Source organism: Neptuniibacter marinus (assembly GCF_965223595.1).
GTDB classification, from domain to species: domain Bacteria; phylum Pseudomonadota; class Gammaproteobacteria; order Pseudomonadales; family Balneatricaceae; genus Neptuniibacter; species Neptuniibacter marinus.
In genome coordinates this window covers 378,156-404,052 of record NZ_OZ245004.1, presented here as the reverse complement: position 1 = coordinate 404,052, position 25,897 = coordinate 378,156, and the positions used below count along the sequence as shown (strand labels likewise).

26 protein-coding genes are annotated in these 25,897 nt (G+C 44.1%); 6 read left to right on the top strand and 20 right to left on the bottom strand.

Translation table 11 applies throughout. From position 1 onward, the window contains the following. The first annotated feature begins 125 nt into the window (after positions 1-125). Complete coding sequence (locus ACOQOE_RS01880) at positions 126-626, top strand: Spy/CpxP family protein refolding chaperone (RefSeq protein ID WP_067869821.1); 501 nt, start codon at positions 126-128, stop codon at positions 624-626. A 136-nt stretch (positions 627-762) separates the two neighbouring features. Next, entirely contained in the window at positions 763-1,803 is a 1,041-nt protein-coding gene (locus ACOQOE_RS01875; protein WP_420553798.1) for an IS481 family transposase, read from the top strand. A gap of 219 nt (positions 1,804-2,022) precedes the next feature. On the opposite strand, the gene ACOQOE_RS01870 is transcribed toward ACOQOE_RS01875, so the two are convergent. The 12 genes from ACOQOE_RS01870 to ACOQOE_RS01815 form a co-directional block, all read right to left on the bottom strand. Further along, positions 2,023-2,193, bottom strand: a complete 171-nt coding sequence (locus ACOQOE_RS01870; RefSeq protein ID WP_197462746.1) for a hypothetical protein — start codon at positions 2,191-2,193, stop codon at positions 2,023-2,025. Between the two features lie 150 nt (positions 2,194-2,343). After that, positions 2,344-3,429, bottom strand: coding sequence for a HigA family addiction module antitoxin (locus ACOQOE_RS01865; RefSeq protein WP_067868858.1), 1,086 nt, complete (start codon positions 3,427-3,429; stop codon positions 2,344-2,346). Further along, a complete protein-coding gene (locus tag ACOQOE_RS01860) occupies positions 3,419-3,721 on the bottom strand; it encodes a type II toxin-antitoxin system RelE/ParE family toxin (protein WP_067868879.1) in 303 nt (100 codons plus the stop codon). The genes ACOQOE_RS01865 and ACOQOE_RS01860 overlap by 11 nt, the downstream gene beginning before the upstream one ends. Before the next feature lie 446 nt (positions 3,722-4,167). Continuing rightward, a complete protein-coding gene (gene trmB, locus ACOQOE_RS01855; protein ID WP_420554768.1) occupies positions 4,168-4,899 on the bottom strand; it encodes a tRNA (guanosine(46)-N7)-methyltransferase TrmB in 732 nt (243 codons plus the stop codon). Between the two features lie 98 nt (positions 4,900-4,997). Beyond that, complete coding sequence (locus ACOQOE_RS01850; protein ID WP_303417771.1) at positions 4,998-5,789, bottom strand: thiazole synthase; 792 nt, start codon at positions 5,787-5,789, stop codon at positions 4,998-5,000. 61 nt (positions 5,790-5,850) lie between these two features. Beyond that, the gene (thiS, locus tag ACOQOE_RS01845) at positions 5,851-6,051 is read right to left on the bottom strand and encodes a sulfur carrier protein ThiS (protein WP_067868849.1); all 201 of its coding nucleotides are present in this window, start codon (positions 6,049-6,051) and stop codon (positions 5,851-5,853) included. Positions 6,052-6,055: 4 nt separating this feature from the next. Beyond that, positions 6,056-6,436 (bottom strand): DUF423 domain-containing protein, encoded by a 381-nt coding sequence (locus ACOQOE_RS01840; protein ID WP_067868845.1) that lies wholly within the window; start codon positions 6,434-6,436, stop codon positions 6,056-6,058. A gap of 128 nt (positions 6,437-6,564) precedes the next feature. Further along, positions 6,565-7,419, bottom strand: a complete 855-nt coding sequence (rpoH, locus tag ACOQOE_RS01835; protein ID WP_067868843.1) for an RNA polymerase sigma factor RpoH — start codon at positions 7,417-7,419, stop codon at positions 6,565-6,567. Positions 7,420-7,578: 159 nt separating this feature from the next. Beyond that, positions 7,579-8,616 (bottom strand): permease-like cell division protein FtsX, encoded by a 1,038-nt coding sequence (ftsX, locus tag ACOQOE_RS01830; RefSeq protein WP_067868841.1) that lies wholly within the window; start codon positions 8,614-8,616, stop codon positions 7,579-7,581. Beyond that, complete coding sequence (ftsE, locus tag ACOQOE_RS01825; RefSeq protein ID WP_420554767.1) at positions 8,609-9,265, bottom strand: cell division ATP-binding protein FtsE; 657 nt, start codon at positions 9,263-9,265, stop codon at positions 8,609-8,611. The genes ftsX and ftsE overlap by 8 nt, the downstream gene beginning before the upstream one ends. Before the next feature lie 48 nt (positions 9,266-9,313). After that, positions 9,314-10,618: a signal recognition particle-docking protein FtsY gene (gene ftsY / locus ACOQOE_RS01820; protein WP_420554766.1), complete on the bottom strand. Its 1,305-nt coding sequence runs from the start codon at positions 10,616-10,618 to the stop codon at positions 9,314-9,316. 73 nt (positions 10,619-10,691) lie between these two features. Further along, positions 10,692-10,826, bottom strand: coding sequence for a hypothetical protein (locus tag ACOQOE_RS01815; protein ID WP_269454622.1), 135 nt, complete (start codon positions 10,824-10,826; stop codon positions 10,692-10,694). Positions 10,827-11,020: 194 nt separating this feature from the next. Here ACOQOE_RS01815 and ACOQOE_RS01810 point away from each other — a divergent pair, with 194 nt between their 5' ends. Together ACOQOE_RS01810 and rsmD are read left to right on the top strand one after the other, a co-directional pair. After that, positions 11,021-12,214: a hypothetical protein gene (locus ACOQOE_RS01810; protein ID WP_420554765.1), complete on the top strand. Its 1,194-nt coding sequence runs from the start codon at positions 11,021-11,023 to the stop codon at positions 12,212-12,214. Positions 12,215-12,223: 9 nt separating this feature from the next. Beyond that, positions 12,224-12,850 (top strand): 16S rRNA (guanine(966)-N(2))-methyltransferase RsmD, encoded by a 627-nt coding sequence (gene rsmD / locus ACOQOE_RS01805; RefSeq protein WP_067868830.1) that lies wholly within the window; start codon positions 12,224-12,226, stop codon positions 12,848-12,850. 16 nt (positions 12,851-12,866) lie between these two features. Here rsmD and ACOQOE_RS01800 read toward each other — a convergent pair whose 3' ends face one another. After that, a complete protein-coding gene (locus ACOQOE_RS01800) occupies positions 12,867-13,490 on the bottom strand; it encodes a TetR family transcriptional regulator (RefSeq protein WP_067868828.1) in 624 nt (207 codons plus the stop codon). A 111-nt stretch (positions 13,491-13,601) separates the two neighbouring features. Further along, positions 13,602-14,858: a M48 family metallopeptidase gene (locus ACOQOE_RS01795; protein WP_231867995.1), complete on the bottom strand. Its 1,257-nt coding sequence runs from the start codon at positions 14,856-14,858 to the stop codon at positions 13,602-13,604. Positions 14,859-15,053: 195 nt separating this feature from the next. On the opposite strand from ACOQOE_RS01795, the gene coaD reads away from it, so the two are divergent. Then, positions 15,054-15,533, top strand: coding sequence for a pantetheine-phosphate adenylyltransferase (gene coaD, locus ACOQOE_RS01790; RefSeq protein WP_067868826.1), 480 nt, complete (start codon positions 15,054-15,056; stop codon positions 15,531-15,533). 28 nt (positions 15,534-15,561) lie between these two features. After that, the gene (locus ACOQOE_RS01785; RefSeq protein ID WP_067868824.1) at positions 15,562-15,807 is read left to right on the top strand and encodes a YfhL family 4Fe-4S dicluster ferredoxin; all 246 of its coding nucleotides are present in this window, start codon (positions 15,562-15,564) and stop codon (positions 15,805-15,807) included. A gap of 70 nt (positions 15,808-15,877) precedes the next feature. On the opposite strand, the gene ACOQOE_RS01780 is transcribed toward ACOQOE_RS01785, so the two are convergent. The 6 genes from ACOQOE_RS01780 to ACOQOE_RS01755 form a co-directional block, all read right to left on the bottom strand. After that, positions 15,878-16,720 carry an IS3 family transposase gene (locus ACOQOE_RS01780; protein ID WP_420555454.1) on the bottom strand — a complete coding sequence of 281 codons (843 nt, stop codon included), beginning with the start codon at positions 16,718-16,720 and terminating at the stop codon, positions 15,878-15,880. After that, on the bottom strand, positions 16,720-17,229 hold the full coding sequence (locus tag ACOQOE_RS01775) for a helix-turn-helix domain-containing protein (protein ID WP_420554209.1): 510 nt from the start codon (positions 17,227-17,229) through the stop codon (positions 16,720-16,722). The genes ACOQOE_RS01780 and ACOQOE_RS01775 overlap by 1 nt, the downstream gene beginning before the upstream one ends. An 82-nt stretch (positions 17,230-17,311) precedes the next feature. Beyond that, positions 17,312-22,243 (bottom strand): DUF6701 domain-containing protein, encoded by a 4,932-nt coding sequence (locus ACOQOE_RS01770; protein WP_420554764.1) that lies wholly within the window; start codon positions 22,241-22,243, stop codon positions 17,312-17,314. Between the two features lie 89 nt (positions 22,244-22,332). Then, positions 22,333-22,845: a DUF501 domain-containing protein gene (locus tag ACOQOE_RS01765; protein ID WP_420554763.1), complete on the bottom strand. Its 513-nt coding sequence runs from the start codon at positions 22,843-22,845 to the stop codon at positions 22,333-22,335. A 68-nt stretch (positions 22,846-22,913) separates the two neighbouring features. Further along, positions 22,914-24,992 carry an ATP-dependent DNA helicase RecG gene (recG, locus tag ACOQOE_RS01760; protein ID WP_420554762.1) on the bottom strand — a complete coding sequence of 693 codons (2,079 nt, stop codon included), beginning with the start codon at positions 24,990-24,992 and terminating at the stop codon, positions 22,914-22,916. After that, a complete protein-coding gene (locus ACOQOE_RS01755; protein WP_420554761.1) occupies positions 24,989-25,894 on the bottom strand; it encodes a hydrogen peroxide-inducible genes activator in 906 nt (301 codons plus the stop codon). The genes recG and ACOQOE_RS01755 overlap by 4 nt, the downstream gene beginning before the upstream one ends. Positions 25,895-25,897: the final 3 nt, after the last annotated feature.

The window sequence follows — 25,897 nt, the reverse complement described above, 5'->3', positions numbered from 1 at the left end:
TTTTAACTTTAAAAAACCTTGCAAGTCTTCCGCATTTACCAAACTTTACAACGCCTATACCCAACTTTGCAGTGACATCACCCAAACTTCACTACATCGAAACAGACAACACCGGAGAGAAAAAAATGCGTAAACAACTTATTGTAGGTATCTCTGCAGCGATCATCACTTTATCTAGCGCTGGTTTTACATTAGCCCATGCCGACGATGAAGAGCGTATGCAAAAACGTCACGAACACCGTATAGAGCATCGCATTGAGCACTTAACAAAAAAACTAAGCCTAACCACAGAACAGCAAGTTCAGCTAAAAGAGCAGATGTTAAGCCAACAGGACAAACGTAAAGATAAACAGAAATCCCGCAGAGATATCTTTAAACAGCTAGTACAACTGGACCCAAGCACAAACGATTATCAGGCCCAGCTAAATAGTCTAGTTTTACAAGCCCAAGATCAGACTAAATCTATAATTTTGGAAAAAGCGGAACAGAAAGAGAAACTGTTTGAGATCCTAACACCCGAACAGGAGAAACAGTTTATCGAATTAAAAAGTGAAATGGATAATAAAAAATCCAAACATCGTCCAGACCACAAAGATGGTCGTCACGGTGAAAAGAAATGCCGTTAATCGCATGTTCCTGTAAAGGGAATTAGCACTAACTTGAATTAGCTCAGACTAGATCTGACACATCATCTTGAAAAAGAGAGAGTTACCCGTTTTGATAAAGGTGTCGAATCTTAAATCAAAACAAAAGGTAACTCTCATGATCCATACTAACAATCCAATCATTAAACACAAAGCTGGCTTGCTGAATTTGGCAGAAGAGCTTGGGAATGTGTCCAAAGCATGCAAAGTCATGGGCGTATCACGAGATACGTTTTATCGTTATCAGGAACTTGTTGAAGAAGGTGGTATCGATAGCCTGATCAACAAAAGCCGTAGAGCACCGAATCCCAAGAACAGAGTGGATGAAGCAACAGAACAAGCTGTCGTTGCTTATGCCATTGAACAACCCGCTCATGGTCAGCACCGTACCAGTAATGAACTACGTAAGTCGGGTGTCTTTGTATCAGGTAGTGGCGTCCGTTCAATTTGGGTTCGACATAATCTTGAGAACTTTAAAAAGAGACTGAAAGCTTTAGAAGATAAAGTTGCTAACGACGGCATCATCCTGAGCGATGCTCAGGTTGCAGCGCTTGAGAAAAAGAAATCTGATGATGAAGCATGCGGTGAAATTGAGACGATACACCCAGGTTATCTGGGGTCTCAGGACACCTTTTACGTAGGTAACCTGAAAGGCGTTGGCCGTATATACCAACAGACCTTTGTGGATACTTACAGCAAAATCGCTTTCTGTAAGCTCTATACCACTAAAACACCGATTACTGCTGCAGATACACTCAACGATAAGGTATTACCGTTCTTTGAAGAACAGGAGCTTCCTATGCTGCGTATTCTTACAGACCGAGGAACTGAATACTGTGGTCGGGTCGATCAGCATGATTACCAGCTTTATCTTGCTATAAACGATATTGATCACACCAAAACTAAAGCGATGTCCCCACAAACAAATGGTATATGTGAACGCTTTCATAAAACGATCTTGAATGAGTTCTATCAAGTAACTTTCCGTAAAAAGCTCTACGAATCACTTGAGGAACTACAAAAAGATCTGGACGGCTGGATGGAATACTACAACAATGAACGAACTCATCAGGGCAAGGTATGTTGCGGTAGAACGCCAATGGAAACGTTGCTTGATGGTAAACGGGTCTGGGCCGAGAAGAATTTAGCCCAGATCTAAACTGACAGACACCAGATAAAAAACGGGTAACTGTCAGATCAAGTCTGAGCTACTACAAATTAGCACTAACTTATTGTCATAAGCTCCTCTAGTCAGACTTTTGCCCGCCCCCCAAGCGGGCCTTTTTTTGCCCGACACTATCAACTTAGAAGGCATACCCATCATAACAACAGCAGTCGATTAATTCTTAGCAATTTAGAAGCGGCTTATCGATAGGTTCTAGTCTTTTTTCTCGATCGTTACTTCAAGGGTTTTACTCTCGCCGGCAAACCATTTCTGAACATAAAGAGAACCAACAATCGGGGCTGTCCCTTCGTCAGGTACTTCCTTATAACGCACACTATTCTTAGTTTCTTTCTCGTACTCAAAAGTAACAACTTTTTTCGACATAGCTCTGTACCTAGCAAACGATTGATCGGCGTGATATTTTCTTAAAGAGGTGGAAAAAGCGAGACCTGCCCCTGTTGTGTTCTAATCGCCAAAAACACCCCTAAAAAACTCCCAACGTTACAAGCCTCTCTTCAATACCATGTTAAAGTGTTATTTCCACTTATACCTAGTTCTATGATGATGTTGTAAATGGCTTAGGTATTTATCGTGCTGAAGCCTGCCTGTGACTATACCCGGATGTATACCTATAGACTCAGCAAATATAGCTATGGAAGCCGGACCAAAATCAAACTTAGATACAAATTCATCATAAGAAAGTTTCGGAATTAATATTTCTTGAGCGAAATAGTCAGCATCCTCTTCCTGAACCTTGTAATCTTGACTGCTATTATTACCCCCTTCAATAAAAGTAATTCTCTTATTATGAAGTAATATATGACCCAGCTCGTGCATTAAACTAAACCAAAATATATCACTCCAACTTCCCCGCATAGACATCATTACCACCGGCTTATTCTTTCCATACCAAAACGTAGCACCAGTAACGTAAGTTCGGGGATAATGCGGAATAACAACCAATGCGACACCACAAACAGCCAATAGAGATTTCAAAGAACTCAGCATTTTCTTAGGGTCTGACTCTAAACTTAAAGCTCTTATATTTGCTATGTTATTTTTGAGAGTGTTCCTATCAAAATCAGCAACATCTTGCCAAGACGCCAATAAGTGCCCTGTTCTCAACCAAGCCGCAATTGCCTCTCTACTAATTGTTTCGTTCTCCCATAACCTAAAGGCGGGAGAATACTCTTTGACATTTTCAATATTAAATAAAGAAGATACCCCAAAAAATTTTTGGAGTTCTTTTACCTTTTCAATAGCATTACGAGTTTTCTTTACCAAGCCAAGCTTGCTCATTTCAAGATATGGGAATTTAGAAACAACCTCGATTTCTTGTTGAGCTTTAAGCATTTCTTGTTCTTTTGCGAGAACTAAACGATATCCAGATTCTAAATTATTCCAAAATTCAGCAGGCACATCTACAACTTGCTCTAGTTGAATAGCTGTCTCAGGCGTAATTGCTTTTTCACCCTTAATAATCTCATTAATAGCCTGTGGAGGTCTTCCCATTCTACGAGCTAGCTCAGCCTGACTAAGCTCTAGATCATCAAGTACCTCCTCCAAGTATTCACCTGGAGGAATGGCTAAATCAGACATATAACTTTGATCAGTCATCATAATGTTTACTCACATCTTCAATCATTGCGATATTTAGCTTATCGCCTTCTACCGTAAATATTAGCCGATAAAAACCTGTAAGGTTTACTGCGTATTGACCTTTCCGGTCACCTTTTAAAGGATGACAACGCAAACCAGGCAGTTTCATCACTGCATTTAGGTCTTTAGCCGCTTTAATCAAGTTAATACGTTGAATGTACTTACGGCCAACCTGGACACCGAACTCTTTATTCGCTTGGCCACTATTTCTGAAGCATTTTTCAAGTTTATTTGTTCTAAAATCTATTTCCAAAATAGGATACCTTTTGGGCAACCCTCCCAATGGCATTCACCCTTAGGGTGAATTTTACACTCAAAACAACCAGGGGTCGAGCAGGTTGCGCTTTAACATTTGCACATAAGAGGACCGTATCTCCCCAGTGTAAGCAAAAACGGGTGGCGATTAAAAAAGGAAGGAAAAACTAAAGAGTTGAATCCCTATCTTCCGTGACAAAATAAGCATAGGTATTAGAAGTTGATATACACCTCAATAATAAAGGCTCTGTATATTTCCCTATGCCAGACATCCACCTGTCTGATCTGCTTACCTTTGTAACGCAGTCGAGATCGCAAAACAAGTACACGGCCTAGGGCGTTAAAGACAACACAAAGAGACAGCCCAGACCTCTTCGGCAATAAAAAAAGGCTGATGCACTGCATCAGCCTTTTTATTTTTATCTGCGACGAAACGAAAATAATTTAGCTTGTTTTCTCAAACATTAAATCCCAAACCCCATGGCCTAAACGCTCTCCGCGCTTCTGGAATTTGGTCACCGGACGCCACTCTGGTTGAGGCGAGTACTGGCCCTCGCCAGCGGCATTAGCATAGCCGTCAGCGGCGCTCATCACCTCCATCATATGTTCCGCATAGTTTTCCCAGTCGGTCGCCATATGGAAGACTCCGCCTACTTTTAGCTTCTGGCGTAGGGTTTGTGCAAATTCAGGTTGTACGATACGGCGCTTATGATGACGCTTTTTATGCCAGGGGTCAGCAAAGAACAGTTGTATGCAGTCTAGGCTATCATCTGGGATACATTGGGCTAGGACTTCAATGGCATCCTCACAGAAGACACGGATATTGGTTAGGCCTTCCTTTTCCGCATTGCTGAGTAAACGGCCTACACCCGGACGGTGAACTTCAACGCCTATATAGTTTTTTTCAGGCTGATCTTTGGCCATTTCAACCAATGAGTCGCCCATACCAAAACCGATCTCTAAAACCACAGGCGCTTCGCGGCCAAACACTTTGTTAAAGTCCAGTAGACCATTTTTCAGCTCTAGCCCCATGGTTGGCCAGACATCATCCATCGCCTTCTGCTGCCCTTCAGTCATACGGCCCGCGCGTAGAACAAAGCTTTTGACTGTGCGCATGTGTTGTTCTTCAGCAGAATTACTTTCCTGCTGCTGTTCGATCTTATTCTTTTCTGACATCAACCTGACCTAAAAAGCAAAGCCTGATCTTGCGATCAGGCTAAAAAATATTCCGTAATTGAGCGTAATGCTGTAGTTACTGCGGTAATGACAGCAGCCTAGCCAATAATAGTGCCATCCATTGGTGAAGATGCACTGGCATAGCGTTTACGTGGCATACGACCCGCAAGAAATGCTTCACGGCCCGCTTCAATGGCTTTGCGCATAGCTGACGCCATTAAAACAGGGTTACGGGCACCGGCAATAGCTGAGTTCATCAACACCGCATCACAACCCATCTCCATTGCCACAGCCGCTTCAGAAGCCGTACCTACACCAGCATCCACTAATACAGGCACTTTCGCGTCTTCCATAATGACGTTGATGTTATGCGGATTCAAAATGCCTAAGCCAGAACCAATCATAGAACCCAATGGCATGATAGCTACACAGCCAAGGCTCTCTAGCTCTTGCGCCACGATGGGATCATCACTGGTATAAACCATGACTTTAAAACCATCTTGGACCAGCTTATCAGCTGCCTTAATGGTATCAACCACATTTGGGTAAAGCGTTTTCTGGTCACCTAAAACTTCAAGTTTTACTAGATCGTGACCATTCATTAACTCACGCGCTAATTTACAGGTACGCACTGCGTCTTCGGCGTTAAAGCAGCCTGCTGTGTTAGGCAAAATTGTGTATTTATCAGGTGTGATGATATCCAATAAATTTGGCTCATCTGGGTTTTGCCCGATATTGGTACGCCTAACGGCTACAGTCACAATCTCGGCACCACTTGCCTCAATAGCGATACGGGTTTCTTCTAAATCTTTGTATTTACCAGTACCAATTAACAAACGTGAGTTGTAACTCTGCCCTGCGATAATCAATGGGTCATTCTGATGAGACATGATCTATATCCAAAAAAGTTGTAGTAATTATGAGTCGATTTTAGGCCTAAAACGATCGACCTCAACCTCCACCAATCGCATGGACAATTTCAACGCGATCCGCTTCTTTCAATACTGTTTCTGCATGTTCACTACGGGGAATGATTTCTAAATTAAGCTCAATAGCAATGCGTTTATCACCAAGCTCAAGCTGTGAAATCAGGCCAGTAAGGGTGATCTCATCCTGCACTTGCAGCATCTCACCATTTACCTGAATCTGCATTGATTTATCTCCTGTTCGAAATAATTGCTGTATAGCCGACGAGCGCCCACCCACATAAGAAAGCCACGCCACCTAATGGGGTTATCGCCCCAAGCACCTTAATGCCCGTCAACGCTAACAGATAAAGACTGCCGGAAAAAAGTAGGATCCCTAATGTAAATGCGATACCCGCCCATCCTAAATACTTACTGGATAAGTTCGCCGGAGCTGACGCAATAAATAGCAGTGCAAAAGTGTGATAAAACTGATATTCCACACCGGTTTGATAGACTGCATATAAGCTTGGCTCAAGCAGATCTTTTAAGCCATGCGCACCGAACGCTCCGCAGGCAACGGCAAAGAAACCGCTCATTGCCGAGATCATTAATATAAGTTTTTTTGACATTAGGAACCCAGATATATTAAAGATTATACCGAAATAGTTCATCCATGTAGCTAGGAGATCTGCACCAAACACTTAGATTGCAGGCACAAAAAAGCCGCTTTGCGCGGCTTTTTCTAAAATAGTCCTGGCTACGCTTCCATAGAGATGCGGATCTTCTTCATCGCATTCTTTTCTAACTGGCGGATACGTTCGGCTGAAACCTCATATTCCGCAGCTAACTCATGCAAAGTCGCCTTATCATCAGACAACCAACGACGCGCTAGAATATCTTTACTGCGCTCATCCAAATCAGACATGGCGCTCATCAAACGTCGCTGAGAGTCCTGCTCCCAGTTGCTATCTTCTACTTGCTGCGATGGATCTGCACTTTTATCTTCAAGGAAGTGCGCAGGCGCCCAAGCAGCCTGTTCATCATCAGCGCCTTCAGGCGCATCAAATGCCGTATCAACGGATGCCATGCGACCTTCCATTTGACGTACAACCTTAGCATCTACACCTAAATCTTCTGCGATAGAATTAACTTCATCCGTAGTCATCCAGCCTAAGCCTTTTTTCTTTGAACGAAGGTTAAAGAATAACTTACGCTGAGCTTTAGTGGTGGCCACTTTAACAATGCGCCAGTTACGCAGGATAAACTCATGCATTTCGGCTTTAACCCAATGCACAGCAAAAGAGACCAAACGCACGCCCATGGTAGGATCAAAGCGCTTAACGGCTTTCATCAATCCGACATTACCTTCCTGAATTAGATCCCCTAAAGGTAAACCATAACCAGAATAGGTTTTAGCAACGTGAACAACAAAGCGTAGGTGAGACATAACTAAACGGCGGGCCGCTTCTACGTCACCATCAAAATGCAAACGCTCACCCAAAGAACGCTCCTCTTCGGCGCTTAATACTGGTATAGCAGTCACAGACTGCATATATGCATCCAGATTACGTCCCGGAGAAAGTGTATCAATAACTTGTAAGCTAGTGCTCATTAATGACCTCGCATCATTTTTGCATCTTCTAAAGTTCGCAAATATGACTCAATTTATAGTACAAAAGTTCAATCTAATTTCCGTTACTAAGTATAACGGACCGGAAAATATAGCGAGGAAAAGGATAAAACGCAAATGTTACCGCTCGATGAAATCGATTTACTGGGGTTCTATCTCTCTCAAATGACGGCCAACCGCTAATCGCGCCCCAAACAAACCAAGCAGAACTCCAACACCAATCAAGGATAGACTATCCATAAAGCCTAAGCGTTGTAATTCAAAGTCTGTTTGATATAGCTCAATAAGTTGCCCTACTGGGGCACTAATCAAAAGAAAGCTAATCTCCACAAATATCCAAGCGATAAATGAGCCGATCAGCCCAAACCAAAAGCCTGTATAGATAAATGGCCGCTTAACCCAAGCATCTGTAGCGCCTACTAATTTAGCCACTTGAATTTCATCTTTACGACTTTCTATAGACAACCGAATTGTATTACCCACCACCAGCAAAACGGAAAGTGCTAATAAGGCGCCTAAGACCAATACTAAACGATTTGCCAAACGAACAAAGGAAGCTAAACGTTCAACCCACACCATATCAAGTACTGCGTCCTCCACCTCTGGAAGTGCGATAAGTTCTTGCTGAAGCGCGGCTAGGACAGACTTTTTGTTATCCAATGGCTGTACAACAACAACCGCTGGCAACGGATTTTTATCGAGGAACTCCAGCACATCCGAAAAGCCTGATATGCGCTGAAATTCATGCAGACCTTGTTCTTTAGTGACTAACTCAACCGCCGCTAAATCCGTTCGTAGTAACATTTTCTGACTAAAGCGTTCCGCTTCTTCTGCAGGCAGAGTCTTTTGTAAATAGAGAGATATGCGCGGATCGCCTTTCCATTCACCACTTAGCTGATTTATATTTTTTAGGCCAACAAACATTAAACCAGGAAGCGCCAAAGCGATAGCAAGCACCGCCAATGTCATAAAACTAGGCAGAGGAGTTAACCACAAGCGCTGCAATGATTGCTTTGCCGTACTTTTGTTATGACGAACCCAGCTTTTAAACTCTGCGACAAAATCAACCTTGTGCTTTGCTGCCCCTTTATGTGTAGGAGCAACAGTTCCGTCAACTGCGGGTTTTTCTGGTGGCCTCTGACGTTCCGCCCCTCGTTTAATCGGCTCACGGTTAGACATTAATCAATCTCCCTTGATCAAGGGTCAGCGTCCGATAGGCCATACGTGATACTAGAGCCAAATCATGGGTTGCGATTAAAACCGTAGTACCGTGGAGATTAAATTCCATAAACAGACGCATAATCTCTTCAGACAACGCAGGGTCTAAGTTACCTGTCGGCTCATCCGCTAATAGAACTTGAGGTTTATGCACAATCGCACGGGCAATACCTATACGCTGCTGCTCACCTGTGGATAAAGTAATAGGGTTGAGCTTTTCTTTATACAATAAGCCCACTTTATCTAGTGCAGCCCTTACACGCTTTCCAATATCAGCATCTTCATACCCAGAAATATGTAGCGGCAAAGCGATATTTTCAAATACGCTCCGATCAAAAAGAAGTTGATGATTTTGAAAAACAACACCTATACGACGTCGATGATAGGGAATATCGTCATGGCTAAATTGAGCCAGATCTTGGCCGGCGACAGAAACATGCCCTCGACTAGCCCGCTCCATCAGCATAATTAACTTCAGTAACGTACTTTTCCCTGCACCCGAATGTCCGGTCAGAAAAGCCATCTCCCCTCGATTGAGACTAAAGCTAACATCACGAAGGGCATCATGCCCTTCAGGGTAGCGTTTGCAGACCTTATCAAACTTAATCATCGCTTACGGTTATGCCCAATCACGTGTATAAAAGTTAGCTAAACAGGGTTAATCAAACAAAGCGTCAACAAACTCTTGGGAGTTGAAGGGACGCAAATCATCAATCTGCTCACCAACACCGATAAAGCGAATCGGCAGATCCATCTGCTTAGCTATAGCAAAGATTACCCCACCTTTAGCTGTACCATCTAACTTGGTCAGTGAGATACCTGTGACGCCAACGCTCTCTTTAAAAATCTTAGCTTGGCTCAGTGCGTTTTGGCCTGTACCGGCATCAAGTACTAACATAACTTCATGGGGCGCTTTCGGCGATAGCTTTTGCGTTACTCGCACAACCTTTTCAAGCTCTTGCATCAGGTTATCTTTGTTCTGTAGACGACCTGCCGTATCAGCGATCAAAATATCGATATTCTTCGCTTGTGCCGATTGTACAGCGTCATAGATAACCGAGGCAGAATCGGCTCCTGTATGTTGAGCTACGACGGGAACCTCATTACGTTCGCCCCACACCTGTAGCTGTTCTACCGCAGCAGCACGGAAAGTATCACCCGCAGCCAACATGACCGACTTACCTTCACTCTGGAACTTCTTAGCCAACTTACCGATGGTCGTCGTTTTACCGACACCGTTAACACCTACCATCAAAATAACATAAGGCTTTTGACTGCAATCAATCTGCAATGGTTGTTCTGATTGATGTAAAAGAGTTGATAACTCCTCTTTTAAGGCCGCTTGCAATGCTTGTGGATCGCCCAACTGCTTACGGGCAACCTTTTCTGTCAAACGACCAATAATATCGGAGGTTGCTTCAACCCCAACATCGGCCATTAACAGTAGGGTTTCAATCTCTTCAAGTAGATCATCATCGATCTCCTTAGCGCCTAAAAAGATGTTACCTAGCTGCTCAGTTAAGCTTGCTTTAGTTTTACTTAAACCCTTTTTGATTCGCGCAAAGAAGCCTTTTTTCTCCTCCACCTGATCTTCGCTTTTCAGGTCGACCTCTGCTTCTTTAGGTTCAGGTATTTCATCTATGATCGCATCAACTATCTCTTCTCTTTCAGCCGGCTCCTCAGAGAGCGTAGGCGTCTCTTCAAAAACCTCGGCGGCAATAGTTTCAGGAACGGTTTCCGGCTCAACGGTTTCTATTTCTGGTTCAACATTTTCCGTAGCAACAGAATCTTGCTCATCTATAGCTTTTGCAACCGCTGGCTGCTCTGCTTGATTCTCTTTTAGCTCAGCGATCGGCTGCTGGCTCTCTTCAACTTTCTCAACTGAGTTATTTTCTACTTCACTATGTTCAACGGTTTCTTCAGCTGAAGAGCCTCCGAACATGGATTTCAGTTTTTTAAACATTTAACGTCCTCATGCTAAGGCGTTAGACAACCCCAACCTCAGCTTAAAAAATTCGATTATTGCCAATAGCAAATCAATCGGATGAATTGTCATCACGAAGATAACGATAGATACCCGCCAACACGACAACTGTAATAAAGGCACCGGCATAAGCGATGTAACTGGTATCCCAACCTTTATCAACAAACATCTCTTGTAAACTTAACATCCGCTATCCACTCTCAATTACCTTATAACAACTGAAAAATCAGCAGTTCATCGACAAAGTCTGGTATCTTATCACAGTAAATCGGCAGCATAACCCAGATCAGAGACCCAAGCGGTTCTATCTTTATGCTTAGGCCAAATTGGTTTAAGCCAAAGCGCCGTTATATGAACATTTAGTGCCTGAGAATCTTCAAGATGACAAACGAGTACCGCCCCATTTTCAATCGCAAATATCTTGTAGGCTTAGTATGGTTCAGCCTCATTGCCATTCTTATTCTTTCATCGATGGGACCCGGTGCGGTTAAGTATCACAGCATCGAAAACAACGACAGTAAAACCATCTATTGGATGGAACTGGACGACCAACCGATGCAGCTGGTTTTTCTTTTAGCTACTCAGCCAGCGCTCAATAATACTCAACAACAACTTCAGCAATTAAAAAGCTTAATTTTACAGCAACGTTTACGGTCTTTAGCCAGCCCCACCTATAGTTATAACGTCAATCCTAAGCAAGACCGTATCGAAGTTACTTTATCTTGGGCTAGCGGCCAACCATTACCAGAGCTCAACACTATATGGCAAACCCTAAATAAGCCGGTTGATAGTGTTCGCTGGAAGGAGCCGTTTACAAAAATTCAGGCACGTTACTATTTGGCTGATCAATCAGAAGAACAAAAATTGATTAACTATTTCTATCAACAACTCCAACCCAGTAATAATACTGCCGTACTCAGTCTGCTTAACGACGCCTATCTTGGGTTATTTGACGCACCTATATTTGCTATCAGTGGAGAGGATGCGGAGGATTATGTTGAGGTTATTGAGGAGCAACTGCCACACTCGCTACAATCACACCAAACCCAAAAAGCTCAAATTAATAGCGCCGCGCTGGTTCGCGAACAAAGCCTAGGCGATAGATTCCGTTTACTGCTTGGGCAATCTCTTCCTCCGCGAGCATCACAGGACTTTGTTACGCACCGCATTACCGCTCAAGTCGTGCAAGATCTACTGACCGAATACAAAGAACAACACAAACTAAACTTCCGCATTCTCTGGGCTTCCCTCAAGGATATAGGTTTTCAGGCGCTTATTTTTGAAGGCGAGCAGAACCCCGAGCCTATTCTGCCTCAACTACAGCAACAGATTAATGAGGATTTAGTTGAGCAGAGTAAAAACCGACTCGCAGCAAACTGGCAAGAACGTATGCGTGACAATATGAACCAAGTCACCGCTTTGAGCTTAATCGCTTTTTATCAGCTGCCAACTGATACAATGGAAATCTATATTGATCAGATTCTAGATCAAGACGCGGATGATATTATTAAGCAGACACAGCAAGCACTGGATAGATCGCAACCTATTAGCCTTTTCCAATCACCAGTGCTTTAAGGACCATAAATGAGCCATAAAAACCCACCTCGTCGCAAACAAGGCAAACCATCTGCACCAAGCTCTCAGCTACGTATTATTGGTGGTGAATGGAGAGGACGTAAACTTGAGTTTTTAGCCATAGAAGGCTTACGCCCTACACCTGATCGTGTCAGAGAAACACTATTTAATTGGATACAAACGATTGTACCCGGCGCTCAATCTTTAGATCTGTTTAGCGGTAGTGGTGCTCTGGGCTTGGAGGCTCTCTCTCGAGGAGCGGAACGTACCACCTTTATAGAGAAAGATACGGCAGCCGCTCGTCAATTAAATAACAATCTACAGCGTTTAAAAGCTCAAAATGGAGAGGTTATTCAAGCTGATGTACTAGAATGGCTGGAGTCTCGACTACAAGATCAGGAAAGTCAGTATGACCTAATCTTTATGGACCCACCCTTTAGGAAAAACCTAATAGCTCCCTGCTGTGAACTACTGGAAAAGAGAAATTTGCTCCGCGACAACGCTTATATCTACATTGAAACCGAAGCAGAACTTATAGACCCCAACGTTCCAGCCCATTGGCATGAGCATCGTAAAAAAACGGCGGGGCAGGTTACTTACCGCCTATATCAACGAATCTCAGAATCTGAGATATAAGCATTTATTATTCTGCTTATATCTCCAAACCATATAAAAAGTGCTGAGTAAGATATTTAATTTGCTGCTTACTATCGACCAATCCAGATCCCGTATTACGAATACTTGTTGTAATACCCATAATCAAACCTAAAGCTGCGGCCGGTATAGGATCGCCTCCCCGTGAAGGCTTCTGAGCAATCCGCTTCTGCTTACGTGCTTTTTTAACAATTTTTGCTAATAGATGTAACCACTCTCGGTGTTCATCCCGAATCTTATCCGAGATTGCTTGTAGCTCAACTGTGTGAGCAACACCTTGATGGAAAACCTGCCAGATACGTGCAGGGCGCCCTTCGGCTAATATGAGCGCGCTCCACTGCGTGATAAATTCACCCAATGACTCTAACGCATCTTGTCGTGCCGATTGCAGCTGATCGATAAATATATCGTCTATAGGAAAACGACATTCATCATACAGCGCCTCAACAAGGTTGGTACGGTTTTTAAAATGCCAATAAAGCGCACCGTGAGTCAGCCCCGCCGCTGACGCAACATCCTTCAAGCTAGTATTAGAGATACCTCTCTCAGCAAATAAAGTTAATGCTGTATCCAAAAGCAACTGGCGTGTTTGTTCTGCTTCTTCTTTGGTCCTTCGTGACATATACCTTTAACTACCGTCCACTAAATCAGATACGCATTATATAGTAGTCACTACACTCAATAAGTTACAGAAAGATTAAGTCTCTTATAAAAACACTTATATAAAGTAAAATTAACGTGCAGCTTGCACATCGTCTAAATATAACTTGGCGCTGTATTTTTTAAGGTCATCAACATTAAGCGAGTTTGGCAGTGAAAACTTCGCTGTAAAAACTTGTCCTGGTTTTATATACCCGTTCACATGGGAAACATAACGCTCTATTTTTCCATTACGTTTTAGATACAACCCCATCACAACATTAGTTAAAGTAGGTCCATTAGCAGCATAGCGCCAACGGGTATCTAAAAGATGAGACCCCGCCTTACGCGTTGACTCAACCTTGAGAACAGACTCCACCGACTTAACAAAATTCGCTTGCTGAAGCTGACGTAACTCTTCACCTTTAGCTTGCTGATGCTGAACATATGCGCCTAGAGCAGTCGATAACAATGCTGTAACCCCACCCCCTTCACCTGCAGCAACTTCATTATTATTTTTTTGCCACAGCACATTATTATCTAGCAGGGCAGCAGCGCGTGGATTAATTTGATTCTTTTTGTAATAGGGCAGTACCTTTGTACCTACAGCTTTTGCTTCTTGATAACGTTCGGCATTCACAGGGTGATCATGGTGAAACAGCGCACGAGCATTCCCCTCCTGCGTATATTTACGCTGCCAAATACGGCTTGCAGCGAGAGGGTCATAACCCGCCAGCGCTGTATACAAAATACCAATACGGTCCGCTTCTCGCTCACTTTCATGGGTAAATGCAGCTTGATATCCACTACGGCCCGCAGAATTAGAACCAACCAAGGCACTAACCTGTGCATGTGTTTGACGCTCATAAACATGATTAGCCACAGTATGTGCTATCTCATGCCCCAGTACAGCGGCAAGCTCGGCATCATCTTTCAAATCCGTCATCAACTGCGAGTGAACAACAATATAAGTGCCACCTGTAGTAAATGCGTTAAATGAATTACGCTTAATTAGCAGCGGCTGCCAACGCTCTTGCTTCAGATGAGAGACTTGGTGAATACGGTCAAAGACACGAACAAGGCGCTGATATTGCGTCCGGCTAATTGCTGCATTGATCGGACGTTTATTTTTTTGCTCTTGTGCGATGATCTTTTCAACATAGGCATTTCCCTGCTCGATCTGCGCACTACGATTAGCCATACTCAAACTACGCCGCCCAGTAATGCGATCACGCTCACTAACAGACTCCGCCACTTGATATAAACCCTGATCAACTTTTTGCAAAGCTTGGCACCCTGATAAAGCGACCAATATCAGAGCAACAAAACCTATTCTCCATGACCGAATCACACTAATACCCCTAAAATACTTATAGTTATTTGTAATAATAAATTGTTTTTTTATAACCGATAGAGATCAACACATTCCATTATAGTATTTGTACAGCCCGAACAATTCGGATAATATGCCGCAATCGCAAACTTGCTATGTCACTAGAACTTGATTAGCGAGTTTTAAGTAGACAATAACTCCTGTGAACCATATATGAATATTGCTGTTTATCCAGGAACTTTTGACCCAATAACGAATGGCCATGCTGATATTATTCAACGTGCAGCCAAACTTTTCGATAAAGTCGTTGTCTCAGTTGCTGAAAGCCCCAAAAAACAACCCATGCTATCCTTAGAAACACGTGTAGCATTGGTTCGTGAAGTGACTGAACACCTTGATAACATCGTCATTGTAGGTTTTGATTGTCTATTAGCAGAACTACTTGAGCAACAGAACGCTAATATTATTTTGCGTGGGTTACGTGCAGTATCGGATTTTGAGTACGAGTTTCAACTTGCTGCGATGAACCGACATTTGACACCCAATGTAGAAAGTATTTTTTTAACACCGGCGGAACACTTATCTTTTGTTTCCTCCACGCTGATCCGTGAGATCTCAAGCTTGGGTGGAGATGTAAGTAAGTTTGTACACCCTTCGGTGGCAAAGGTCCTGAGTGAGCACCTGGACCATTAATTTATAGAGTGATAGTGAGGTAGCCACCATGGCATTGATCATTACTGACGAATGCATCAACTGTGATGTATGTGAGCCGGAATGCCCTAACGAGGCAATCTCTCCAGGTGATGAAATTTATGAGATTGAGCCTTCAAAATGTACTGAGTGTGTAGGTCATTACGACACACCACAGTGTGTTGAAGTTTGCCCAGTCGACTGTATCCCTAAAGATCCGGATCATGTTGAAACTGAAGCACAGCTAATGGAAAAGTACACTAAGCTTACCGGCTAATTGTATTTCCCTTGGTACAATAAAAAAGCAGGCCTAGTGAAGTGACCCCATAAAGTTGGACACTTTTTTATTAGGCTGTTAATAAGGCCTGCTTGCGGTATTCAACCGGAGTCAGGCCTTTTAGTTTTACTTTAATACGTTTTGTATTGTAATACTCGATGTACTCGTCGATCTGATTTATCAGGTCGTCTGCATTCTTAAACTCTTGTTGATGATACATCTCTGTTTTGAGTACGGCGAAAAAGCTTTCGGCGGCCGCATTATCCAAACAGTTCCCTTTTCTTGACATACTCTGTGTAAGACCTCTCTCAGAAAGAATTTTCTGAGTCAGTGGATTTCGATACTGCCAACCCTGATCGCTGTGAAATATCGGACACTCACACTCTTTAAGCCCCTCAACGGCCTCCTCAAGCATATCTGTAACTAACGGTAAACGTGCAGACTTTGCTGTCCTATACGTCACTACTTCCCGATTAAACAGATCAATGATTGGAGACAGATAAATCTTTTGGCCTTTAACATTAAATTCTGTGACATCCGTTACCCATTTCTCATTAGGCTTCTGCGCATCAAAATTACGCTGCAGTACATGTGGTGCTCCTTTTCCTATATCGCCTTTATAGGACTGATAGCGCTTAGGACGAACGATCGACTTTAATTTCAGCGCCGTCATCAGACGCAGTACCGTCTTATGATTTAACCATATATCGAAAGCCCGTAATGCCAATAGAATCCGTCGGTAGCCATAACGTCCCTTGTGTTCATCAAAAATTTGACGAATCACTACTTTCTCTCGAGCGTAATTATCAGGCTTCTGCAGCGCCTGACACTGATAGTAAAAGACACTGCGTGATAACTCACACGCTTTCAAAAGAAGCGTCAGCTTAAATGTCGCCTTGAGTTCCTGAACGATTAACGCTTTCTCTTGGTTTGAGATTGTTTTTTCAGGTACAAGGCATCTAACTTTTTTAGAACAGCGTTCTCCGCTCTAAGGTATTCAAGCTCTTTTTGCATTTCCTCGGGCGTCATCTCACTAATTTTTGAGGACTGAGGGGGTGACGACTGTTGTGTCATAAACGTTTTTCCGCGTTTACTGGGTTCTAATCCCTTTATGCCTGAAGACCTATAGCGGCGCTGCCAAACATAGAGAGTACCAGGGGATACGAGATTGTAGTATGCGCTTGTATAACCTAAAGACCATTGTTCTGCCCACATTTTATTAAGCATGCGAAGTTTATCTTGTGCGCAATAAGGGGAGATGGGAGGTTGAAAAGCGGTCTCACCATGAAACCGGTAAACCTGAGTCCAGTAACGAATCAGAGAAGCGGGAACGTTTAGTTCAGCTCCCAATGATAGGGAAGATGTACCGTTAAGGTATTGTTTAGCTGCAGCAATTTTAAATGCTCTGCTGTACTTTGCCATAAAAACCCCCAGAGTTGGTTGTCCAACTATTGGGGGTCACTTCACCTAGCCTGCTTTTTTATTGTCTAAAGACCACCCAAGCTTACTGGTAACGCTCCTGCCAGAAGATCATACGATCACTGCCGCGTGCACGTCCAAACGTCACTATTGCATCCGGAAGGTTAGCATCATCGCCACTACCATCTTGATTCCAATCATAGCGTAACCAAGCATCAAGATTGACCACTGCGACAGGGAAAGATCCTGTATTATCATCGCCTCCAGTTCCAACGCCCGGCGCACTAAAGCCTAAATTAAATTCACCCGCGGTTGCCGCAGCATTAACACCTGTAATATTTAACGAGCCTATCGTACTACCATCGCCAACAGACACTGTTCGCTCGGCATCAGTCACTCCACTTAGAGTACTATCGAAAGCAATTGAGCTTAAAGGTATTACCGTACAACTGTCGTCAAGGCTAGTTACAAAAGCGCTACCATCCCAATATTGCACAGAGAAAGGTACCTCAAGATCTTCACTCTCAGGCCCATGAACTGATTGAATTTGCAGGCGGCCATAACGCAGAATTTGCTCTCCACCTATAGCGGCCGCTGAACAGTTACCATCGACAACGCAATCGTTATTATCTGCAGCATTCATTGTAAGTTCGCTCGTAGAGAACCCTCTAGTATCTCGCTCACTTGAAATACTTAGGCCTAGCTGAAGTTTATTAAACGGGCCATCTTCTAGCCCCGCCGCATCTGGATTTCGGCTAAAGAAGGTGCTTGTGCTATCAAAGGTATATTCACCCAATTGCCAATTATCACTATTAGAATAACCTCCCAGCCTCCCGCCTAAATCTATACCTAAATTATCATTTTCAGCTTCTGCTTGAATAGTTGCAGTCCCGCTGTATTCGTTATAATCATAATTTTGAGTAATCCGACGCTCATCACTCGCCGTACTATCAGTTACCCCTGCTGGCCGAGCCTCTATAGTGTACTTAAACTCAGCAAAAGGTTGCTGCATATAAGTAAATGAAGATGAGCAACTTGCCACAATACTATCACTAACAATCGCAAAGTGGTCGGGGTAGAAACGCCCAATCTTGACTGGCACACTGGTAACATCCCCGGCGATACTACCCAGATAATTAGCAAGGGATGCTTTTATATTGATACTACCCACTTCATCATATTGAAGGGTTCCGGTGACTGCCGTGCCACCTCGGGTTAAATATGACTCAAACGTTAGAGGAGTCTCACCTGTTAAATTACCTTCTATACCACTCGCCGGTGTAAAAGAATCAACACTTAACTCAACATCGCCAGCGAAATTAGGCGTCACGTCATTACCTACAGTGACATCCACACCTGCATCAGGCACACCATTTTGATCTGTGTCGTAAGCCGTTTGGTAAAGATAGGCATTAACAGTGACATCGAAATCGCTTCCAGCAGAGGTAAAGCCAGAACCTGAAGTCTCATCACCTTGTGGATTATCTACTGAACCGGCCTGAATAGAAGAAAACCCAAAGGCAAAAGGTCTAACGATAAACGAGTTACTACTGCCCGCAATTGTCGCTGTACCGCTCCCTCCGGTCACCTCTACCTCGGCTTGCGCAAACAGCTGAATTTGCCCAGCATCTCTATAATCAAAAACGATTTCACCCTCACCGGCAGCATTGAAATCAACAGCAGAAGTAACATAAGTTGGAGTTCCTGCTAGATCAACACCAGGCGCAGGAGTCCCATTACCGTTCACAAACAAGGCATCATCAGCAGCGCACGTATTGGGCGATATGCATTGGTAACCAAATCCAACATTAATGCCCGATCCGGGCTTCAATGCCGTGCATCTACCCGTGTCAGGGTCAGTCTGAATCGCTTTAATTGTTACAACTTGGGCGTTCGGCGCGATATTATTCAGCTTACCGGCAATCTGAATATCGATCCCATCCAACACTCCATCGGCATAAAACTTAAATGCGGCGTCAGCATACTCAATATCGGGATCAGTAATATCTCCGTCACGATCCGTTGCCGAGCCATCATCCACATCGATATCAAGCACTCCAACGGAGGTACGTATCAACTGAACCGTGGTCGCCATGGATGTGCCATCAAAGGTGTAGGTTGCTGGGCTAAAGGTATTGGCTACATTAGCACCAGAAACTAATTCACTCGATAAGCTAATCGTGGTGCCACTTTCAGGCGCAATACTTTGTCCTGTTTCATCTTTAGCTGTAATGGTTACAGTCGCCGCTTCACAGGTAAGAGCAGGTGAGCTATGGCTGATCTCGTAGTAGGAGACTGCCGAAGCGCACTCTTCTCGAAGAGTACCATTCCAGTTTTTACCCGCAACTTGATTGGCATAGATATCGCTGACATCACTATCGGCTAATACATCTTCAAAAATAATAACTTCATCCAACTGACCTTCGAAGTAAACGGGCGTCCCTTGGGTATTCTCCATACGTCCGATGGATGAAAAGCCATTACCAATATCACCCGTAGAGCTTGTTCCGCTTTTATCCAACGCTCCGTCGATGTAAATTTTATATTCACCCGACACTGCCTCTCGTGTTAAAACCACATGGTGCCAATCATCATCATTGATCACTGCATTAGACTTGGTCGTCCCGTAATCATCTCCCACGGTCAACCCTATATGCCCTGATGCATCGATCCACCCCCAAAAGATATCATCAGCACCACCGTTTTCCTCTATACCTGCCACTCCCGGTGCTCGCCAAGCTACATTATTTCCAACTTGAGTGGTTTTAATCCAAAAGCTCAAACTCGCAGTCGTCTGTAACTGCGACAGATCAGTAGCCGATAAATAATCCGCAATACCATCGAAATCACCCGCCCGACAAATAGCTCCAGAGGAAATTGTATCAGCATTTTGAGCCACTCCGTGGTTATCATTACTACTATCTTCAACTTCGTCAGCGGTTCCATTCCAACCACTTTCATCAAAATGCCAATCGGCTAACGCAACACAACCGGACCGCAAAGAACCATCATAGTTTTTGCCTGCATTTTGATTAGTGTAGATAGTAGATATATCTGCGTTGCTTAATACAGAATCAAAGATAAGTATTTCATCCACATCACCATGTGCAGAATTGGCACCTGCACCCGCAATATAACTACCACGATTATCACCTACATAAAGCGACAGCAGTTCACCAATATCCTGATTTGATGGAATACTGCTGTTTATCTCCTGTACCCCATTTACAAATAGCTGCATTTGCTGGTTGTTCATATCCCATGTTACAACAAGGTGCACCCAATCAGATGAACCATAGCTAAATGTATTTGAGGAGAAGAAGCGATAATCAGCGTCCGAGGCATTTTCCAAACCAAACCTTAAACGGCTATTTGTCTCTTCTGTTAAGAAAAAATACTTATTGTTTGGATTCGCTGTTGCAGCACTAAGTAATACTTTACGACCATCTGAACCCCATGTGGTAGAAGACCGGTACCAAAAGCTGATCGTCCCTGTATTACCTACCTGGTCATCAATGTCGATTGTGGTATCAATCGCATACTGTTCAGCGGTTGATGTATTTTGGCCGATAGCCCCTGCTCGGCAGATCTTACCGTCAAAAATACTGCTGACATTTCCGCTACCAGTATCAACAATAGAGCCGTTATTACTGCCCATATTATCTAATATTTCACCACTGGCACCGCTCCAACTCCCTTCATCTAAACGATATTCTGCTAATGGCGTCGGTAATACACTAATGCAGGTTACTGGTTCGCGGGCACTGCCGTCGGCATTTAAACCATTACCTTCGTTCATATAGATTTGGCTAGCATGAGAGGCATCTAACTCAGCAGCATAAATTTTAAATTCATCCATATAACCATCAAAAGCTTGGCTGCTACTGAAACTCCCGCCAAAGGCGTCTTGCTCTTGTCCTATCACAACCGCCGAAGCATTATTGATCGAAATCTGTCCTGCACTACCTGAGGTGTGGCAACCCGCGAGCCCGCCATCGACATAGAGGCACATCCCATTGCCGCTACGGGTTACGAGTAAATGATGCCAACTGTCATCGGTCAGTGTAGTGCCCGCGTTGATTGTCGTACCGCTATCTCCTACGTTCAGCCTCACTTGAGTACTATTAACGAGATAGATCTCAATCTCATCATCACTGGTAGAACTTCCTAAGGCATGAAAAATCTCTTGCTGAGATTTAGAAACGGCGGTTTTAATCCAAACAGAGAAACTAAAGTCATTTAACCCGTTTACTGCGCTTTGCGGCACAGTAATCCAATCAAGCGCGCCGGTTTCGCTAAGATCTAAACTTCGATTAATCTGCGCCACACTATCTGTGCTATCGGCACTATTTGCCGTACCATCATAAAAACTTGCGCTATCGGTTACACCCGTTGCCAGTGAACAGTCATCAAACTGATACTCTAAACGCGGGCTAGGCAGAGCTATTGACGTGGTTTCTAACTCAATTTTCACATAATCGGTATAGTGTGTAGCGCTTTGATTATTATTCTGTTTCCGCCCACGGTTAACCGATAATATTTCAATTTCTCCATTATCGATGTAATTAGAGATATTAGAAGAGACCGATCCAGTCAACGTATCAAGACTTGAGCTTCTGCTACTATCAAGCTGCTCAAAACTACCATTAAAATTACGGATATAGAGTCGAGCGCCCCGCTGACCATTACTCGAATGATCACCCAGCCCGACCCATGTAGCGGCAATGGAATTAATATCGGCTGCATCTTCATTGATCGAAAATCGATACAACATTTTCGGATAATGGCGGCGAGTAGAGGCGCTATAACTGGCACTTGAACCGTTCTGAGTATTTATATTGGAGTCAGTAAAGCTGCTTAGATCACTAGTCGCAGTAAGCGTTGTATTACTACCTCGTAAAGAGGTGTGATTACCAGAACTAAAATCATAAGTAACCGTAGCCGCGTTAAGATGCAGTGATAAACCAAAGAGTACTAAAAAACACCCACACATGCTGCGCATAGTCCGGCTAAGCATTTAAAACTCCTGTGTAATTAACGACAACGGCCCCTTGAGTATAAACAAGAAGTTAGCAACTTTCCGTAGATAAGATTTCTACTGGTCATTTAACGTGTTACTTTTAGGGAGGCAAGATCAAAGCGCTGATCTAATATTCGTCCAATCACGGAGCCTTCAGCCAGATGATAGGCATACTGCATATGCAGGCAGCGGATTTTATCCCACTGGGAGATACCGCCGATCCCATACTGTTGATAGAGATGAGTAAAACCTAAATGATCAATTCGTAATTTTTGATCATCAGTTACGGTGGACCAGCGCAGATCCACATAACGTTGCTGATCGGCAAGGTGCTCAGAAAGAAGAGCTTCATCTTCCAGCAACTCCTGCTCCAACTGCTTTACAGTTCCTGAAGTCTCAATCTCCGCTATCGCTTGGTAGATATCTTTACTCGATAACCAAAATAGAGTCGGAAACGGCTTATCATCAACTAAAGCCTCCATCTGTAAAACGAGGGGAACACCCTGCTCATTCTGTACGGCAATTCCTGCTAAACCTCGTGGTGTACGCCCTAGTTGCTGGCATATAAGTTCTAATTGCTGTTCTGTCGGTTTAATCAAAGCACTTCTCATTATCAATGGAATATCACAACTATCTATCAGCAAAAGCTTATTGATATTTGGGATAATTATACGTTGCCATAATCCTCACCCCGACCCAACCAGCGCTGGACCAGAGATTCAGAACTGTCAGGCCAATCTTGCATTTGAGAGGCTAAGGCTTTGACCCGCACTAACAGGTCAGAATCCCGTTGTAGATCCGCCATTTTAAACTGCATTACGCCTGTCTGTCTTGTTCCTAAAACTTCACCGGGGCCACGCAATTCAAGGTCTTTCTCGGCAATACGAAAACCGTCGGTAGTTTCCCGCATCACACTTAACCGCTCACGCCCCTGATTAGAAAGTGGCGCATGGTACATCAACACACAATGGCTCTCTACCGAGCCTCGCCCTACACGTCCTCGTAGCTGATGGAGCTGAGCTAAACCAAGCCGCTCGGGGTTTTCAATAATCATCACGCTAGCATTAGGTACATCCACACCCACTTCAATCACCGTAGTGGCCACCAGCAAATCTAACTCAGCCGCTTTAAACTGACGCATAATTTCTGCTTTTTCTGCCGGCTTCATACGACCATGCACTAAGCCCACTCTTAGTTCGGATAAAGTTTCTTTTAACGTTTCAGCTGTGACCTCTGCTGCTTGACATTGTAAAGCTTCAGATTCTTCGATCAGCGTACACACCCAATAAACCTGACGCTTTTCTTTGCAGGCATTCCTCACCCGCTGAATAACCTCTTCGCGGCGGTTATCAGCAATTACCACTGTATTAACAGGTGTTCGACCGGGTGGTAATTCATCAATAATTGAGCAATCTAAATCGGCGTAAGCGCTCATTGTTAAGGTTCGCGGAATAGGTGTCGCCGTCATAATTAACTGATGAGGCGCCAATTCACCATTGCGCCCCTTCTCCCGCAAAGATAAGCGTTGATGCACGCCAAAACGATGCTGTTCATCAATCACGATCAATCCTAAGTCAGAAAACACCACCTCTTCCTGAAAGAGCGCATGGGTACCTACAACCACCCGTGCCTCACCGCTACGGATTAACTCAAGCTGTTCTTTCCGCCCTTTACCTTTGAGCTTTCCCGCTAACCAAGCGACCTTAACCCCTAAAGGTTCTAGCCATTGGCTAAAATTCAAAAAATGCTGTTCCGCAAGGATCTCAGTTGGAGCCATGACCGCAGCTTGAAGCCCACTCTCGACGGACTGAATAGCCGCGAGAGCCGCCACAACCGTTTTACCTGAACCTACATCCCCTTGAACCAAACGCAGCATAGGGAAGGCTTGAGAGAGGTCAGCAGCGACTTCGTCACTCACTCGAGCTTGAGCCCCCGTCAGCGGAAAAGGTAACTGGTGTAGAAACTTATCTTTCAGCTCACCACTGCCCGGTAACTCTGGTGCGCCTTTTTGACGAGTTTTTTGACGTAGCTTCAACAGCGATAGGTGGTGGGCTAGCAGCTCCTCAAACGCCAAACGTCTCTGCGCTGGATGCATACCTTCTAATAAAAGTTGTTTTTCTGCATCAACCGGAGGTCGATGTAGAAAGGCAACGGCGCTATCCAACCCCGGAAACTGCCAACCTTGCCTTAACGATTCGGGGACAAGTTCTTGTAAAGCGCCCTGTTCAAGATAGCCTAACGCCTGTTCAGTTAAGGCTCTTAAACGTCCTTGATGAAGTCCTTCAGTCGTGGGATAGACCGGCGTAAGGTGTTCTTCCACTGGCACAAGGTCAGCAGGATCAACCTTTTTATATTCAGGGTGAACAATCTCTAAACCATTCGCACCAGTACGTGCCTCACCAAAACAGCGGATCCGTACCCCCGGTTTAAGGTTATTCTTCTGTGCCGCAGAGAAATGAAAAAAGCGTAGGGTCAGCATACCTGTCCCATCTTGAATCCGACAAAGCAAACTACGGCGGCGCCCTTTGCTCACATCAGCCAGCTTTACCTCACCCTCAATAACACATTCATCTCCCGGCCTTAAAGCACCTATAGGCACAATATGCGTTCGATCTTGGTATCGTAAAGGCAGGTGAAAAAGGAGATCCTGCAAGGTACGAATACCTAAGTTATGGAGCTTAATTTCTAGTGCAACTCCTACACCTTTAAGCTCGCTAACCGGTATATCGGCTAGAGATGTCGTCATCGTTTACTCGCAGGGTTAAAACTACCAATCGCCTCAATCAATACATCGATTGCTTGTGGCCGAGGGTAGCTCGCACGCCATGCTACCCCAACAGTTCGCTGCGGCACGGGATCTTTAAAGGGACGCGTAACAACAAGATCAGAAGTAGCGGGGCCATAAACAGCTGACTGGGGTAATACTGAACACCCCAACCCTGACCCCACCATCATACGTATTGTCTCAAGTGAACTTCCCTCGGTGATGGTATGTTGATCATGCATGGTTTGCGAAAGCGTTGGGCAGGATTCCAATACTTGATCGCGAAAACAGTGTCCTTCACCCAGCAATAACAAAGGTGTTTGTGGCAGCTCTTCACTATTAATCGTTTTATATTGAGCCCAAGGGTGGGTCTTTGGCATCAACATTTCAAAATCTTCATCATATAAAGGGCGTGTAAGGATATCCGGCTCACTAAAAGGCAAAGCAACAATAATCGCATCTAGCTCACCATTACGAATCTTCAAACGCAGGCTTTCTGTGAAGTTTTCTTCGATATACAGCGGCATATTCGGTGCTAACTTCTGCACTTCTGATACAAGATGTGGAAATAGATAAGGTCCAATCGTATAAATTGCTCCGACCCTTAACGGGCTTTTTAATTGATCTTTTCCTTCCAGCGCCAAGTCTTTGATTGTATCAGCCTGCTCTAGAACACGTTGCGCCTGCTGGACAACTTTCTCACCTACTGGCGTCAAACGGACTGAGTTTTTACTCCGTTCAAATAGAGGGACACCGAGTTCCTCTTCTAATTTTTTGACCGCGATAGATAAGGTGGGCTGGCTGACAAAGCATTTTTCTGCAGCGTGGCCAAAATGCTGTTCTCGGGCCAACGTCACAATATATCGCAGTTCTGTTAGAGTCATTCA

What these genes read in the sequence shown, in the direction of transcription:
- ACOQOE_RS01880 (WP_067869821.1), top strand. Translation starts at nt 126, where the DNA reads ATGCGTAAACAACTTATTGTAGGTATCTCTGCAGCGATCATCACTTTA.
- ACOQOE_RS01875 (WP_420553798.1), top strand. Translation starts at nt 763, where the DNA reads ATGATCCATACTAACAATCCAATCATTAAACACAAAGCTGGCTTGCTG.
- ACOQOE_RS01870 (WP_197462746.1), bottom strand. Translation starts at nt 2,193, where the DNA reads ATGTCGAAAAAAGTTGTTACTTTTGAGTACGAGAAAGAAACTAAGAAT.
- ACOQOE_RS01865 (WP_067868858.1), bottom strand. Translation starts at nt 3,429, where the DNA reads ATGATGACTGATCAAAGTTATATGTCTGATTTAGCCATTCCTCCAGGT.
- trmB (WP_420554768.1), bottom strand. Translation starts at nt 4,899, where the DNA reads ATGTCAGAAAAGAATAAGATCGAACAGCAGCAGGAAAGTAATTCTGCT.
- ACOQOE_RS01850 (WP_303417771.1), bottom strand. Translation starts at nt 5,789, where the DNA reads ATGTCTCATCAGAATGACCCATTGATTATCGCAGGGCAGAGTTACAAC.
- thiS (WP_067868849.1), bottom strand. Translation starts at nt 6,051, where the DNA reads ATGCAGATTCAGGTAAATGGTGAGATGCTGCAAGTGCAGGATGAGATC.
- ACOQOE_RS01840 (WP_067868845.1), bottom strand. Translation starts at nt 6,436, where the DNA reads ATGTCAAAAAAACTTATATTAATGATCTCGGCAATGAGCGGTTTCTTT.
- rpoH (WP_067868843.1), bottom strand. Translation starts at nt 7,419, where the DNA reads ATGAGCACTAGCTTACAAGTTATTGATACACTTTCTCCGGGACGTAAT.
- ftsX (WP_067868841.1), bottom strand. Translation starts at nt 8,616, where the DNA reads ATGTCTAACCGTGAGCCGATTAAACGAGGGGCGGAACGTCAGAGGCCA.
- ftsE (WP_420554767.1), bottom strand. Translation starts at nt 9,265, where the DNA reads ATGATTAAGTTTGATAAGGTCTGCAAACGCTACCCTGAAGGGCATGAT.
- ftsY (WP_420554766.1), bottom strand. Translation starts at nt 10,618, where the DNA reads ATGTTTAAAAAACTGAAATCCATGTTCGGAGGCTCTTCAGCTGAAGAA.
- ACOQOE_RS01815 (WP_269454622.1), bottom strand. Translation starts at nt 10,826, where the DNA reads ATGTTAAGTTTACAAGAGATGTTTGTTGATAAAGGTTGGGATACCAGT.
- ACOQOE_RS01810 (WP_420554765.1), top strand. Translation starts at nt 11,021, where the DNA reads ATGACAAACGAGTACCGCCCCATTTTCAATCGCAAATATCTTGTAGGC.
- rsmD (WP_067868830.1), top strand. Translation starts at nt 12,224, where the DNA reads ATGAGCCATAAAAACCCACCTCGTCGCAAACAAGGCAAACCATCTGCA.
- ACOQOE_RS01800 (WP_067868828.1), bottom strand. Translation starts at nt 13,490, where the DNA reads ATGTCACGAAGGACCAAAGAAGAAGCAGAACAAACACGCCAGTTGCTT.
- coaD (WP_067868826.1), top strand. Translation starts at nt 15,054, where the DNA reads ATGAATATTGCTGTTTATCCAGGAACTTTTGACCCAATAACGAATGGC.
- ACOQOE_RS01785 (WP_067868824.1), top strand. Translation starts at nt 15,562, where the DNA reads ATGGCATTGATCATTACTGACGAATGCATCAACTGTGATGTATGTGAG.
- ACOQOE_RS01775 (WP_420554209.1), bottom strand. Translation starts at nt 17,229, where the DNA reads ATGGCAAAGTACAGCAGAGCATTTAAAATTGCTGCAGCTAAACAATAC.
- ACOQOE_RS01770 (WP_420554764.1), bottom strand. Translation starts at nt 22,243, where the DNA reads ATGCTTAGCCGGACTATGCGCAGCATGTGTGGGTGTTTTTTAGTACTC.
- recG (WP_420554762.1), bottom strand. Translation starts at nt 24,992, where the DNA reads ATGACGACATCTCTAGCCGATATACCGGTTAGCGAGCTTAAAGGTGTA.
- ACOQOE_RS01755 (WP_420554761.1), bottom strand. Translation starts at nt 25,894, where the DNA reads ATGACTCTAACAGAACTGCGATATATTGTGACGTTGGCCCGAGAACAG.